14 protein-coding genes are annotated in these 14,614 nt (G+C 52.7%); 5 read left to right on the forward strand and 9 right to left on the reverse strand.

The window, feature by feature from the left end; translation table 11 throughout:
- Positions 1–48: 48 nt before the first annotated feature.
- The 4 genes from ACPUC8_RS12480 to ACPUC8_RS12495 form a co-directional block, all read right to left on the reverse strand.
- The gene (locus ACPUC8_RS12480; protein WP_494926427.1) at positions 49–792 is read right to left on the reverse strand and encodes a type 2 GTP cyclohydrolase I; all 744 of its coding nucleotides are present in this window, start codon (positions 790–792) and stop codon (positions 49–51) included.
- A 17-nt stretch (positions 793–809) separates the two neighbouring features.
- On the reverse strand, positions 810–2,237 hold the full coding sequence (phrB, locus tag ACPUC8_RS12485) for a deoxyribodipyrimidine photo-lyase (RefSeq protein WP_494926428.1): 1,428 nt from the start codon (positions 2,235–2,237) through the stop codon (positions 810–812).
- Between the two features lie 12 nt (positions 2,238–2,249).
- Positions 2,250–3,206 (reverse strand): YbgA family protein, encoded by a 957-nt coding sequence (locus ACPUC8_RS12490; protein ID WP_494926429.1) that lies wholly within the window; start codon positions 3,204–3,206, stop codon positions 2,250–2,252.
- Positions 3,207–3,356: 150 nt separating this feature from the next.
- A complete protein-coding gene (locus tag ACPUC8_RS12495; RefSeq protein WP_039330462.1) occupies positions 3,357–3,557 on the reverse strand; it encodes a DUF2517 family protein in 201 nt (66 codons plus the stop codon).
- 245 nt (positions 3,558–3,802) lie between these two features.
- On the opposite strand from ACPUC8_RS12495, the gene kdpE reads away from it, so the two are divergent.
- Positions 3,803–4,477, forward strand: coding sequence for a two-component system response regulator KdpE (gene kdpE, locus ACPUC8_RS12500; protein WP_039330465.1), 675 nt, complete (start codon positions 3,803–3,805; stop codon positions 4,475–4,477).
- A 39-nt stretch (positions 4,478–4,516) separates the two neighbouring features.
- Here the strand turns inward: kdpE and pgm are convergent, their stop codons facing one another.
- Positions 4,517–6,157 (reverse strand): phosphoglucomutase (alpha-D-glucose-1,6-bisphosphate-dependent), encoded by a 1,641-nt coding sequence (gene pgm, locus ACPUC8_RS12505; RefSeq protein ID WP_084937772.1) that lies wholly within the window; start codon positions 6,155–6,157, stop codon positions 4,517–4,519.
- 25 nt (positions 6,158–6,182) lie between these two features.
- Positions 6,183–6,722: a replication initiation negative regulator SeqA gene (gene seqA / locus ACPUC8_RS12510; RefSeq protein WP_039330468.1), complete on the reverse strand. Its 540-nt coding sequence runs from the start codon at positions 6,720–6,722 to the stop codon at positions 6,183–6,185.
- A 248-nt stretch (positions 6,723–6,970) separates the two neighbouring features.
- Between seqA and ybfF the strand changes: the two genes are divergently transcribed.
- The 4 genes from ybfF to fur all read left to right on the forward strand — a co-directional run bounded on the left by ybfF (position 6,971) and on the right by fur (position 9,654).
- The gene (ybfF, locus tag ACPUC8_RS12515) at positions 6,971–7,735 is read left to right on the forward strand and encodes an esterase (protein ID WP_039330470.1); all 765 of its coding nucleotides are present in this window, start codon (positions 6,971–6,973) and stop codon (positions 7,733–7,735) included.
- A 168-nt stretch (positions 7,736–7,903) separates the two neighbouring features.
- On the forward strand, positions 7,904–8,179 hold the full coding sequence (gene ybfE, locus ACPUC8_RS12520; RefSeq protein ID WP_039330471.1) for a LexA regulated protein: 276 nt from the start codon (positions 7,904–7,906) through the stop codon (positions 8,177–8,179).
- 137 nt (positions 8,180–8,316) lie between these two features.
- A complete protein-coding gene (gene fldA, locus ACPUC8_RS12525; protein WP_034829111.1) occupies positions 8,317–8,847 on the forward strand; it encodes a flavodoxin FldA in 531 nt (176 codons plus the stop codon).
- Between the two features lie 357 nt (positions 8,848–9,204).
- Positions 9,205–9,654, forward strand: coding sequence for a ferric iron uptake transcriptional regulator (gene fur, locus ACPUC8_RS12530; protein ID WP_007890672.1), 450 nt, complete (start codon positions 9,205–9,207; stop codon positions 9,652–9,654).
- 61 nt (positions 9,655–9,715) lie between these two features.
- On the opposite strand, the gene ACPUC8_RS12535 is transcribed toward fur, so the two are convergent.
- From ACPUC8_RS12535 to nagE, 3 genes are all read right to left on the reverse strand, one after another.
- Positions 9,716–10,111, reverse strand: a complete 396-nt coding sequence (locus tag ACPUC8_RS12535; RefSeq protein WP_494926430.1) for a hypothetical protein — start codon at positions 10,109–10,111, stop codon at positions 9,716–9,718.
- Between the two features lie 360 nt (positions 10,112–10,471).
- A complete protein-coding gene (glnS, locus tag ACPUC8_RS12540; protein ID WP_039330478.1) occupies positions 10,472–12,139 on the reverse strand; it encodes a glutamine--tRNA ligase in 1,668 nt (555 codons plus the stop codon).
- 151 nt (positions 12,140–12,290) lie between these two features.
- Positions 12,291–14,318 carry an N-acetylglucosamine-specific PTS transporter subunit IIBC gene (nagE, locus tag ACPUC8_RS12545; protein ID WP_039330588.1) on the reverse strand — a complete coding sequence of 676 codons (2,028 nt, stop codon included), beginning with the start codon at positions 14,316–14,318 and terminating at the stop codon, positions 12,291–12,293.
- Positions 14,319–14,614: the final 296 nt, after the last annotated feature.

A 14,614-nucleotide genomic window follows, 5' to 3' on the forward strand; every position in this document is an offset into this window, starting at 1 on the left:
CAACCGATTTGCGCCCTTAACGCAGGTTAAGGGCGTGAGAAAGGGAGATCAGGCAGGATTATCGATATCAATAAAGGTGACATCCAGACCATGATTTTCAGCCAGCCATTCACCTAAGGCTTTAATACCGGCGCGTTCGGTGGCGTGATGCCCGGCGGCAAAGAAATGCAAACCCTGTTCGCGCGCACTGTGGATGGTTTGTTCGGAGACTTCACCGCTGATGAAGGCATCTACGCCAAAGGCCGCTGCGCTGTCGATAAAGCCCTGACCGCCGCCGCTACACCAGGCCACACGTTTGATCAGTGCCGGCGCGTTGTCACCACAGTGCAGCGGTGTGCGTCCCAGCCGTTCGGCAATTTTTGCGGCCAGCGCTTCGCCACTCACAGGTTCAGCCAGTTCACCCCAAGGCACTAACGGTTGAATTTCACCTTTAACGTCAATATCGAACAGCTTCGCCAGCTGCGCGTTGTTCCCCAATTCAGGGTGCGCATCCAGCGGCAGATGCCAGCCATACAGGTTGATGTCGTTGGTCAACAAGGTGCGCAGGCGCTGGCGCTTCATCCCTTTAATCAGCGGTGATTCGCTTTTCCAGAAGTAACCATGATGCACCAAAATCGCATCGGCATTGCGCTTTACCGCTTCATCTAACAGCGCCTGACAAGCCGTGACCCCGGTGATAAGGGTTTTCACGTCGGCACGGCCTTCGACCTGCAAACCGTTAGGGGCATAGTCACTGAAGGCGCTGGTGTTCAGCTGAAGATTTACGATCTTTTCTAACTCGACATTATTCATTCCGGCTCCCTGACCGCTTAAGCCACGCTGCGCGCGTGCTCAAAGGCATCTAGTGTCTTTTTACGTGCGTCCTTATGTTCCACGATTGGCGCGGGATAATCGAGTTTCTTGTTATTTTTCTGCGCCCAGACCTGAGGCTGATGGATATCGCTATCCGGCACGTCTTGCAACTCTGGCAACCACTGGCGGATAAATTCGCCCTGCTTATCGAAGCGTTCGCCTTGGGTGGTGGGATTGAAGATACGAAAGTACGGTGCGGCATCGGTACCGGTGGACGCCGCCCACTGCCAGCCGCCGTTGTTGGCGGCCAGATCGCCATCAATCAACTGCTGCATAAAATAGCGCTCGCCCTCATGCCAGTCGATCAACAGATCCTTCACCAGGAAACTGGCAACAATCATGCGCAGCCGGTTATGCATCCAGCCCAGGGTGTTCAGTTGACGCATCGCCGCATCCACAATCGGATAGCCGGTTTTACCCTGCTGCCACGCGGTGAGGTGCTCGGCATTTTTTTGCCACTTTACGTTACGCGTCCAGTCCACAAACGGCTGGTGTTTACATAGCGCCGGAAACGCCACCATCAGGTGACGATAAAACTCGCGCCAAATCAGTTCATTGAGCCAGGTGAACGCTTTGCCTTCATTGAGCGCATCAGGGTGCTCTTTCAAAATGCGATGCAAACACTGGCGCGGAGATAACACGCCAATCGCCAGATACGGCGACAGGCGGCTGGTGCCATCCAGTGCCGGTAAATCGCGCACTTCGGGATAATGCTGCACCGCCTGCTTGCCGAAATGGCGCAGCTGTTTCAACGCGGCCTCTTCGCCAGCGGGAAACAGCGATGCATCAATTTCTTCAAACGGATAATCGAAAGCGGGAATTTTTTTGCCAGCACTGACGGGGGCATCTCGGCGCGCTGGCGGTGCACGGTGGCACTCTGGCAACCCCTGATGCAATCGACGCACAAAGGCACGGCTGAACGGCGTGAAAACTTTAAACATGCTGTGATTGCCGGTCTGAACGCTGCCCGGCGGCAACAGCAGGCTGTCGTCAAACCCCTGGCAAATCACGCCCTGTGCATCAAGGCGCTTTTCGGCCGCAGCATCGCGTTCGCGCTCATTGATCTCATATTGATAGTTATAATACAGCTCATCCACCTGATGCTGCTGGCAAAATTCACTCAGGTAATCCACTGACGCGCCAAAATCATCACACTGATGGTAGTGCAACTTGATGCCGCGCTCGGCCAGTGAGTCCTGCAACAAGCACAGGTTCTGATGGATAAACGCCGCCTGTTTCGGCGCCATATGGTGCTGCTGCCACTGTTTGGGTGTCGCCACAAACAGCGCCAGCACTGTCGCCTGGCTGTCACGGCAGGCGGCAGCCAGAGCGGTGTTGTCATTGATGCGCAGGTCGTTTCGCAACCAGACGAGATGGGTGGTCATAGCGCTCCGGAATTATTGACCGTAGCGCAGACGCAGCGCTTCCGGGTAAGGATCAAAGTAACGCTGCTGCGCCAGCCATGGGTGCGGGAATTCCGCCATGTAATGTTTCAGCATGGTGATAGGCACCAACAACGGTTGTACGCCAGTACGGTAGCGGTCGATGAGCTGGGCCAATTCCTGACGCTGCGGTGAGGTCAGTTGCGGACGGAAATAGCCCTGCACATGCATCAGCACGTTGGTGTGATTACGCCGAGAAGCCTGATGCGACATAAGATGCATCAAGCGGATGCGGTATTCATATGCATAGTCTTCCAGCGAGTCCCACTGCTCCATCGCTGCGACAAAGCGCCCCATTTCCCGATACTCGTCCTGCGCATGGGAGAGCAACAGCAATTTGTATCGACTGTGGAAGGCAATCAGCTTGTGGCGCGTCAACCCACTGCGCCACATCTCATTGAACTCATGCAGCGCATACACCCGGCCCATGAAGTTTTCACGCAGTGCGTCATCATGCAGACGGCCATCTTCCTCCAGCGGCAGCCAGGGCATCTCTTTTTGCAGGAAGGCGGTGAAAATGCCGGTGCCGGCTTTACGATTGTCATTGGTATCAGGTTGATACACCCGCACCCGCTCCAGACCGCAACTCGGGGATTTGGCGCAAAGAATGTAGCCACACAGATGATGCAGAGATTTCACTCGTTCGGCAGACCAACGCTGCATCTCATCCGTGACTTCCTGGCCGCCATCTTTGCTAAAGCACAGGTGGATTTGCTCATCCGACTCTTTAACCAGTCGCAGGGCTGGACGTGGCGTCGGCAGACCAATCGCCATCTCTGGGCAGACCGGCTCAAAACGGATGAAAGGTGTCAACTCGTCGGTTGCAAAAGCGAAACGCTTGTGGCCACCGTCAAACCGGACCTTATCCCCGAGCAGGCAAGCACTGATACCAACAGGAATTTTTTCGCTCATACTTGTACAACCTCCAAAATCTTGTAGAGGTTTTAAGTGTAGCCGAAATAGACGCTGATAACAGCGGGGACATAAGCCGGAAATGAAAAATTCGGATAAAAAAACCCGGTACTTCGCAACAAGTCCCGGGTTATTGTCGAGGCAGCGCGATTACCAGTAGATACCGGCAGCCGCTTCAGACTGCGCCAGCCAGACGGGCATGGTGCTGGTTTTGCACCATACACGGTGCAGATAACTGTAAAAACGCGCACGATCCTGGCGGAACAGCATCACCGGCAGCGCGAGTAAACCGCCCAATACCACCAGCACGCGGCGCAGTACGATTTTATAGAGTGGATATGCCTGATACATCTTTGCCCCCTCGTGATTATTTTTGTGTTAAATGTGATCTGCCTCAGATATTACCCTTGTTTGTGTAATTTTACTACTCATCCGACCACTTATTTTGATCTTTTTTTGCACTAATCAGGCTTACCTGAAAGTTAGTTACAAAGATGTAAAACTATCGATCGCTTAAGGTTATAAATATCAGCGCGGACGTGGTGTCAGATTCTTGATAAAGTGCCGTGTTAACTTTACCTGTGGCAGGAGTCAGCGTGACGACCATCTTGATTGTTGAAGATGAAAAGGAGATCCGCCGTTTCGTGCGCCTGGCGCTGGAGAGCGAGGGCCTGAAAATTGTGGAAGCGGAGCAATTACAGCGTGGACTGATTGAAGCCGCGACGCGCAAGCCGGACCTGGTGATCCTCGATCTTGGTCTGCCCGATGGGGATGGCAATGACTTTATCCGCGAAGTGCGCCAGTGGAGCAGCATGCCGGTGATTGTGCTGTCTGCACGCAGTGATGAGCAGGATAAAATTGATGCGCTGGATGCGGGTGCCGATGACTATCTGACCAAACCGTTTGGCATTGGTGAATTGCTGGCGCGCGTGCGGGTTGCATTGCGTCGTCATCAAAGCAGCCAACCTGAACCGGTAGTGAAATTTGGCGAAGTGAGTGTGGATCTGGCAGCACGGCGTGTGCTGCGCAATGAAAAGGAGATTCATCTGACGCCAACAGAGTTTCGCTTGCTGAGTTTATTAGTGAATAACGCGGGCAAAGTGCTGACGCAGCGGCAACTGCTGAATCAGGTGTGGGGGCCAAATGCGGTGGAGCACAGCCATTATCTGCGCATCTATATGGGTCATCTGCGCCAAAAGCTGGAATCGAACCCGACCCAACCCAGCCATTTGATCACTGAAACCGGAATCGGTTACCGCTTCATGCCATAAAAAAAGGCCGCTTAGCGGCCTTTTCATTTCTGTCAGTCATTACGCGTTTTTCAGCACTTCACTGACAATCTCCACCGCTTCTTTCTCGATCTGCTGGCGATGCTCAGCGCCGAGGAAGCTTTCACAGTAGATTTTGTAGGCATCTTCAGTGCCTGACGGACGTGCGGCAAACCAGCCGTTTTCCGTCATCACTTTCAGGCCGCCAATGGATGCACCGTTACCCGGCGCAGCCGTCAGACGTGCAGTGATCGGATCGCCTGCCAGCGTGTCCGCGCTGACCATCTCAGGTGACAGCTTAGACAGTGCCGCTTTCTGCGCTGAAGTCGCAGGCGCCTGAAGACGGTTATAGCTTGGCGCACCAAAGCGCTCTGCCAGCTCGTCATAGTGCTGCTGCGGATTCTTACCGGTCACGGCCGTAATTTCTGCCGCCAGCAGGCACAGAATGATGCCGTCTTTATCGGTTGACCAGGCGGAGCCATCGAAGCGCAGGAAGGAAGCACCCGCACTCTCTTCGCCACCGAAACCGAAGCTGCCATCAAACAGGCCATCAACAAACCATTTGAAGCCAACCGGCACTTCAACCAGTTTGCGACCGATGTCGTTTACCACGCGGTCAATCATCGCGCTGGACACCAGGGTTTTACCCACTGCCACATCTTTGCCCCATTGCGGGCGATGCTGGAACAGGTAGTTGATCGCGACAGCCAGATAGTGGTTAGGATTCATCAGGCCAGCAGGCGTGACGATACCGTGGCGGTCATAATCCGGGTCGTTGCCAAATGCCAAATCAAACTTATCTTTGTATGCCAGCAGACCAGCCATCGCACACTCTGACGAACAGTCCATGCGCACCACGCCATCTTTATCCAGATGCATAAAGCGGAAGGTCTGATCGACAGCATCGTTAACAATGGTCAAATCCAGCTTGTAATGCTCAGCAATGCGCTGCCAGTAGGCAATGCCCGAACCACCGAGTGGATCAACGCCAATTTTCAGGCCTGCTTTCTGGATAGCCGGGAAATCGATAACCTGAGCCAGCCCTTCAACGTAAGGTTGAATCAGATCCTGCTCCACGATATGACCACTCGCCCATGCCTGATCCAGCGGCAGACGCTTCACATCTTTCAACTCGCCTTTGATCAGTTGGTTAGCCCGATCTTCCACCACTTTGGTGACATTGGTATCAGCCGGTCCACCGTTTGGTGGGTTGTACTTGATGCCACCGTCTTCTGGCGGGTTATGTGAAGGCGTGATCACGATACCATCGGCCTGCGCGCCACCACGCTTGTTGTGCTCAAGAATGGCATTGGAGATCGCAGGCGTTGGCGTGTAGCCATTCTCTTGCTGCACAATGACGTCCACGCCGTTGGCCGCCAGCACTTCCAGCACCGACAAAATTGCCGGTTCAGACAGTGCGTGGGTATCTTTACCCACGTAGCAAGGACCGGTGATGCCATTCTTTTTGCGCTCTTCAGCGATCGCTTGCGCAATCGCCAGAATGTGCACTTCGTTGAAGCTGTGACGTCCCGCGCTGCCGCGGTGGCCGGAGGTGCCAAATTTCACCGCATGGTCCGGGTTCGCCGCATCTGGCTTCAGGACGTAATACTGCGAGGTTAATTGTGCAACGTTAATCAAATCGCTCTGCTGGGCGGGTTGCCCGGCACGGGGGTGATTGGCCATTGGCGCTTCTCCCTGACGCTTCGGTTTAAATGGTGCCGCGAACTTTCTCTGTCAGTTCCTGAGGGAACTGCATAGCCAGCATGATGTGTTCAACCATGCTGCATTTGCGACCTGTATTGGTATTGGTGATCACCCAGTACGGCGTGCCGGGAACATGCTTCGGCTTAGTATGGGTGCCATTTTGCAACAGCGTGTGCTCATCACCCGCAAAGTAAACGCGCGTGCGGCCCTGCAGCGAGGCAGTAGCATCAGCAAAAGCTGCCGGATCAAGACGATAGAGCGTTGACAGTACCAGCATAAAGCGATTAACCGCCTTATTCTGCTCAGCATACTCATCGGAAAGCAGCAGTTCACGCACGGCACGCACGCGATCCTGAGGACGCGCGTCGTTACGCGCAGGCTGCGCTTCCTTGACTGTCGCACTGGCGGCAGGTGCGGCGGGCGCACTCTGGCCTGCAGTGAACTTCAGCATGCGGCGCAAAATATCGGAGGCGCTTTCACCAATGTGCTGCGTGTGGCTGGCAATATAACGGTAGAGTTCTTCGTCAACTTCAATCGTTTTCATCTTATTCCGTACAATTCTGGCAAATGACAGAACCACGCATTGTTGCAACGGCCTTAGCAAAATCCAGTCGTGCAAAATGTGAGCGGGCTCTAACATAAGGATTATAAAGTTAAATCCGTAGCAGCCGATAGCGCTGGCATCGTTTCAGGGCAAAAGTCGGAATATGCCCTAATGCCTGGCCGGCTGGCTCCTGGACAGGTGAATCCATGATAACCTATGCCAAGGTCACAACCGTAAGAACTTTAGCCATGATTTTGAACGCCCGTCTGCAAACTGAACAATCTTCGCCTGATGCCACACCGATTCTGTTAATTCATGGCCTTTTTGGCAGCCTCGATAACCTGGGTGTACTGGCACGCGGAGTGCGCGATGCACGCCCAACGCTGCAAGTTGATGTGCGTAACCATGGGTTATCCGAACGCAGCGAGATCATGAATTATGCCGCGATGGCGCAAGACATCGTTGACACACTGGATGCTCACCAGATTGAACGTGCCAGCGTGATTGGCCATTCGATGGGCGGAAAGATCGCCATGGCATTGAGTGCCGTGGCACCGGAACGCATCGAGAAGATGGTGTTGATCGATATCGCCCCGGTTGATTACCAAACGCGCCGTCACGATGAAATCTTTGCCGCGATTCGTGCCGTGACCGCCGCAGGCGTGACGCGTCGGAGTGAAGCCGCAGAAGTGATGCGCCAGTACATCAACGAAGAGGGAGTCATTCAGTTCATCCTGAAATCGTTTGCCGAGGGGGAATGGCGCTTTAATGTCCCTGTCCTGTGGGATAACTACACCACGATTTCTGGTTGGGAAGCCATCCCTGCCTGGCCCCACCCGGCACTGTTTATTCGTGGTGGTGATTCGCCTTATCTGGACAATCAGCATCGCGATGCGCTGCTGCGTCAGTTCCCGCAGGCCCATGCACATGTGATCAGCGGTGCCGGTCACTGGGTGCACGCGGAAAAACCTGATGCGGTTTTGCGCGCGGTTCGTCGCTTTTTTAACCTGTAAAAGCAAAAGCTTGCTGTTAGCGGTTTAGGGTTGGCGTCACGGATGGCGCTGGAGTATGATGTCGCGCTAAAAATTTGCCGCGGATGATTTTTTCGCCGCGGTCGGGCCGATAATGTATAAATCGCGCAGCGCCTTTCCGCCGTTCGCGCCCACTCAGTTTCACAAATCATGGCAAAAGAACAGACAGACCGTACCACGCTCGATCTTTTTGCAGACGAGCGGCGTCCCGGTCGACCAAAAACCAGTCTGCTGACGCGTGACGAACAGTTACGTATCAACAAACGTAACCAGCTCAAGCGCGATAAAGTGCGTGGGCTGCGTCGTGTTGAGCTAAAGATGTCCAGCGAAGCTGTTGACGCACTTAACACCTTGGCCGATCAACAAAACATCAGTCGCAGCGAATTGATTGAACAAATGCTGCTGGCGCAACTCAAACTGTCTTAGCGTGTGCAGACCGCACACAGGAACACAAAGTTAAGGCTTTACACGTTCCGCGCTTTTCACTGGTCTGCTATCATTCGCTTAAATGTGCAGTCAACTGACTTACTTTCACAATCAGGATTTAAGAGGTTATCTAACCCATGGCAATCGTAGGCATTTTCTTCGGCAGCGATACCGGCAACACTGAAAACATTGCAAAAATGATCCAGAAACAACTGGGTAAAGATGTCGCCGAAGTGCATGACATTGCCAAGAGCACCAAAGAAGATCTCGCAGCGTTCGATATCCTGCTGCTGGGCATTCCGACCTGGTATTACGGCGAAGCACAGTGTGACTGGGATGATTTCTTCCCAACCCTGGAAGAGATTGATTTCAATGGCAAACTGGTTGCGCTGTTTGGTTGTGGTGACCAGGAAGATTATGCTGAGTACTTCTGCGACGCAATGGGCACCATTCGTGACATTATTGAACCAAACGGTGCCGTTATTGTTGGGCACTGGCCAACGGAAGGTTATCACTTCGAAGCTTCGAAGGGCCTGGCAGACGACAAACACTTCCTGGGTCTGGCGATTGACGAAGACCGTCAGCCTGAACTGACCAACGAACGTGTTGATGCATGGGTTAAGCAGATTTTCGATGAGCTGCAACTAAAAGAGATCATCGAAGCCTGATCCCCTTCCCTACCCGATGTGAGCGGTGTCTCACATCGGAACAAAGGAATCTCCTATGAAAATAATAGCGACGGTTTTTTAACTTTTCCCCGCAAATCTGTAGAATACCCGCAATGGTCATCCGCTTATTCCTCGCTCTTTAGAATGAGGCTGAGTGAAATGGAAACCCAAACCACTACGTTTCTCAATGGCATAAGCGATGTTTATCCTTACAGCTTTTGTTGATTTTACGCGACGCCTTGGTTTTCATTTCACTGCTTGGGTTCTATAATGAGACGCAAATGAGAATATGCGTGACCTAAACATTCAAGGCCTTTGAGCCGTAAGTGACTCGCAAAGTAACAGGACAATATCCGCATGACTGACAACAACTCCGCATTGAAGAAGGCTGGCCTGAAAGTCACTCTCCCAAGATTGAAAATTTTGGAAGTGCTTCAGGGACCAGGACCAGAGTCCCACCATGTCAGTGCGGAAGATTTGTACAAGCGCCTGATTGATATGGGCGAAGAGATTGGTCTGGCAACGGTATATCGCGTTCTTAACCAGTTTGATGACGCAGGTATCGTCACCCGTCATAACTTCGAAGGCGGTAAATCCGTATTCGAACTTACCCAGCAACATCACCACGATCATTTGATCTGCCTGGATTGTGGCAAAGTGATTGAATTTAGCGACGAATCAATTGAAACGCGTCAGCGTGAAATTGCGACTCGCCATGGCATTAAACTCAGCAACCACAGCCTGTACCTTTATGGTCACTGTGCGCTGGGAGACTGCCGCGAAGACGACACGCTCCACGACAAGTAATGACGTGTGCTATGCAATATAAAAAAACCGGTGCTCGTCACCGGTTTTTTTATGCCTGCAATCAGGCAACAAAGGTTTCGTGGAGATAGCGCCAGCGTGGAATGGTGGTGCTGCAGTCCAACACCGCCAGCGAAATGCGGGTCTGGTTAGTCCCGTTCATCATCTGTAATTCACGATACTGAATGGTAATCTCATTGCTTTGCTGAGAAATGATGGCATGTTCGCTGGTGGCGATTCGCATCCCCTCACGCTGACCGTGCAACTGACGAAACAGTGTTTCAGTCGCGTTCAGGTCCAGTTCTTTGCCATGTGGTGTGACCATTTTGAATTCTGGATGAAAGTGCGACAGAAGCAGTTCCATGCTGTCATCGCTGCCCTCTGCTTGATTGAAAATACGTTCAATCAGCTGATGCAAAACCACCACACTGTGTTTAGCTTCCAACGCGAGACTTGTCATTTTTTTTCCTTTGATAACCCGCAGAGCCCTGTCTGAGAGCGGATAGCCTACCTGAAAAAAAGTTTTTGACACTCGCTAATGGGTTAATTTTACTAAAGTCAGAATTGTCGCAATAACAGCCAACAAGCAGATTTCACGGCCCGCAGCATAAATGGTTGCAGGAGGTGAATTACAGGCAATAAAAAAGGGCGATTGCTCGCCCTTAGATGATCATATTGTGCTATACCCGTCATACTTCAAGCCGCAGGTGCGTTGGCTGCCTTCATTCACCCCAGTCACATACTGGTGTATGCTCCCGGGGATTCGTTCAGTTGCCGCCTTCCTGCAACGCGAATTATTTTGGGTATATCGCAAACATGATTACTCGCCGATTTTGGCAAAGGTATCACGTAGCCCGACAGTGCGGTTGAACACCAGTTTACCCGGCTGCGAATAGACGCTATCCGCACAGAAATAGCCTTCACGTTCAAACTGATACGGCGCAGTTACCGAAGCAGTACGCAAACCAGACTCGACAAAGCCCTGTTTGATTTCCAGTGAATTCGGGTTAATGGTGGTCAGGAAGTCCTCTGCCGCTGCCGGATTTGGCACGCTGAACAGACGATCATAAAGACGGAACTCAGCAGGCAGCGCGTGAATCGCTGACACCCAATGAATCACCCCTTTCACCTTGCGACCATCTGCAGGATCTTTGCTCAGCGTGTCGACATCACAGGTTGCATAGATGCAGGTGATGTTACCCTCTTCATCTTTTGCCACACGCTCAGCGCGGATCACATAAGCATTACGCAGACGCACTTCTTTACCCAGCACCAGACGCTTGTACTGCTTGTTGGCTTCTTCGCGGAAGTCAGCACGATCGATCCACACTTCGCGGCTGAACGACACTTCGCGGGTTCCCATCTCCGGCTTATTCGGATGATTAGGCATAGTCAGCGTTTCTTCATGGCCTGCTGGCAGATTCTCGATCACCACTTTCAGTGGATCAAGAACCGCCATGGCACGTGGTGCGTTCTCATTGAGATCGTCACGAATGCAAGATTCCAGCGAGGCCATCTCAACGATGTTGTCCTGCTTGGTGACACCGATACGACGACAGAATTCGCGAATGGACGCAGCGCTGTAGCCACGGCGGCGCAGACCTGAAACGGTCAGCATGCGTGGGTCATCCCAGCCTTCAACCACTTTCTCGGTAACCAGTTGCGTCAGCTTACGCTTCGACATCACCGCATATTCCAGATTCAGGCGCGAGAATTCGTACTGACGCGGATGCTGAGGAATGGTGATGTTGTCCAGTACCCAGTCGTACAAACGACGGTTGTCCTGGAACTCCAGGGTGCAGAGCGAGTGCGTAATGCCTTCGATGGCATCAGAGATGCAGTGAGTAAAGTCGTACATCGGGTAGATGCACCACTTATCACCGGTCTGGTGGTGGTCGGCAAACTTAATGCGATACAACACCGGATCGCGCATCACGATAAAGCTGGACGCCATGTCGATTTTTGCGCGCAGGCAAGCTTTACCCTCTTCGAAGCCGCCATCACGCATTTTCTGGAACAGCGCTAAGTTCTCTTCCACGCTGCGATCGCGATACGGGCTGTTTTTACCCGGTGCGGTCAGCGTGCCGCGGTATTCACGGATCTCATCCGCTGACAGTTCGTCAACGTAAGCCAGACCTTTATTGATCAGCTCAACCGCGTAGTTAAACAATTGGTCAAAGTAGTCTGAGGAGTAACGAATGTCTCCGCTCCAGTCAAAGCCCAGCCATTGCACATCACGCTTGATGGATTCAACGAACTCCAGGTCCTCTTTAACCGGGTTAGTGTCGTCAAAACGCAGGTTGCACTGTCCTTGATAATCTTGCGCGATACCAAAGTTCAGGCAGATAGATTTCGCATGGCCAATATGCAGGTAACCATTGGGCTCAGGCGGGAAACGGGTATGCACACTGCTGTGCTTACCGCTCGCCAAATCTTCGTCGATAATCTGACGAATAAAGTTCGTTGGGCGGGCTTCAGCCTCACTCATCTCAAAATCCTCAAAACAATAGCGGGTGATTTGTACCACGAAGTAACGGAGTATGATCCACAAAGCGCAGGAGGGAAACAACCGTTTGTTGGTCGTTTTAAAACAAAAAAGGCAGGAATTGCTTCCTGCCTTCTGGCTAAATCACAAGGACTTAGTTTTTCACTTCATACAATGGCGTTACGCCCGCGACAACAGAACCGCTTGCCAGCAGATTCAGACCGGCGAAATCATCGCTGTTGCTCACGACTACCGGACTGATCATTGAGCGTGCATTGGCGTTGAGGAAGTCCAGATCCATTTCCAGAATCGGCTGACCCGCCGTCACCGTTGCGCCCTCCTCCACCAAACGTGTGAAGCCTTTGCCTTCCAGCGCGACGGTATCCAGACCCATGTGCACCACGATTTCGACACCATTCGCTGCTTCCAGACAGAAGGCGTGGTTAGTATTGAAGATTTTCACCACGGTACCGGCAATCGGTGCCACGACAGTTTTATCGGTTGGCTTGATGGCCAGGCCGTCACCCACGGCTTTGCTGGCGAAGGCTTCATCTGGCACTGCATCCAGCGCAACGATTTCACCACTTACCGGCGCAACCAGCGTGGCAATCACGGCTTTCTCGCTATTAAGCACCGCCTGAGGTTTAGCCGCAACCGGAGCTGCTGCTGCAGCAGGCGCCGCAGTGGCCGCTACCGGGCCTTTACTCAGCACGGTTTTCATCGCGCTGGCGATGCTTTCTGCCTGCGTACCGACAATCACCTGCACACTCTGTTTGTTCAGACGAATCACACCGGAAGCGCCCAGACGTTTCGCTACACCTTCATTGACCTGTGCTGAATCTTTCACGTTCAGACGCAGACGGGTGATGCAGGCATCGATGTTGGTCAGGTTTTCAGAACCGCCAACGGCAGCAATATAGCGACGCGCCAGTGATTCGGTTTGGCTCTCGCCGCTACCGCTGTGATCAACGTTCACATCGTAGCCATCGGTTTCATCGCCCGCAGAGAGTTCACGGCCTGGCGTCATCAGATTGAATTTCTGGATAGTGAAGCGGAACACCACATAATAGATGGCGAAGAACACCAGACCTTGTGGGATCAGCATCCACCAGTTAACCGCCAGCGGATTTCGGGTGGAGAGCACCATATCCACCAGCCCGGCACTGAAGCCGAAGCCGGCGATCCAATGCATACTTGCCGCGATAAACACGGAAATACCGGTCAACACCGCATGGATGACATACAGCACCGGTGCCACGAACATGAAGGAGAATTCCAGCGGTTCAGTGATACCGGTGAAGAAGGCAGCAAAAGCCGCCGCCAGCATGATACCGCCGACTTTGGCGCGGTTTTCTGGACGCGCACAGTGGTAGATCGCCAGCGCAGCGCCCGGCAGACCAAACATCATAATCGGGAAGAAGCCTGCCTGATAACGACCGGTGATTCCTGGGATACCGGTACCATTGGCAATAGATTGCGCACCACCGAGGAACTTAGGAATGTCGTTAATACCGGCCACGTCAAACCAGAACACCGAGTTCAGGGCGTGGTGCAGACCCACCGGAATCAGCAAGCGGTTAAAGAAGGCGTACACGCCCGCACCGACAGAACCCAGTTTCTGGATGTGTTCACCGAAGTTCACCAGTCCACCAAAGATGATCGGCCAGACATACATCAGAATGAAGGCGACGACGATCATCAGGAAGGAGACCAGAATCGGCACTAAGCGGCGTCCGCTAAAGAACGACAGCGCTTTTGGCAGCTCAACGTGGCTAAAGCGGTTGTACACTTCAGCGGAGAGAATGCCGACCAGGATACCTACGAACTGGTTATTGATTTTACCGAAGGCAGCAGGAACTTGCTCCACCGGCATTTTCTGAATCATTGCCACCGCAGCAGGTGAACAGAGCGTGGTCACCACCAGGAAGCCGACAAAGCCGGTTAACGCGGCTGCACCATCTTTATCTTTGGACATACCGTAAGCCACACCAATGGCAAACAGCACAGACATGTTTTCGATAATGGCGGAACCGGATTTGATCAACAGTGCCGCCAGCGCATTGCCTGCACCCCAGCTGTCTGGATCGATCCAATACCCCACACCCATCAAGATTGCCGCTGCCGGCAGCGTCGCTACCGGCACCATTAGCGCGCGGCCGACCTTTTGCAGATATCCTAAAATACTCACCTTATTCTCCCCCTATGAGACTGGCGTTTGCCGTGGCGTGGGTTGATTTTATTATCCCGACGCCCGGTACCTTGATGACATCATTCACCACGAGGCGCAGTGTAAAGATAAATTAATTCGCCTCGCAAATTAAAACCACAGTAACTGTGACTTTAATCACCATAATGGACGTTTCTTGCTGCGAAATGCTAGCCACCACCACAAACTTATTTTATGATGAAAAATATCAAGTCGCACTTTTCCCTGCTGGTTACGCTTAAACGGATTACGCTTAAGGGCAGCAACCTAAA

Source organism: Pantoea sp. CFCC18177 (assembly GCF_059412425.1).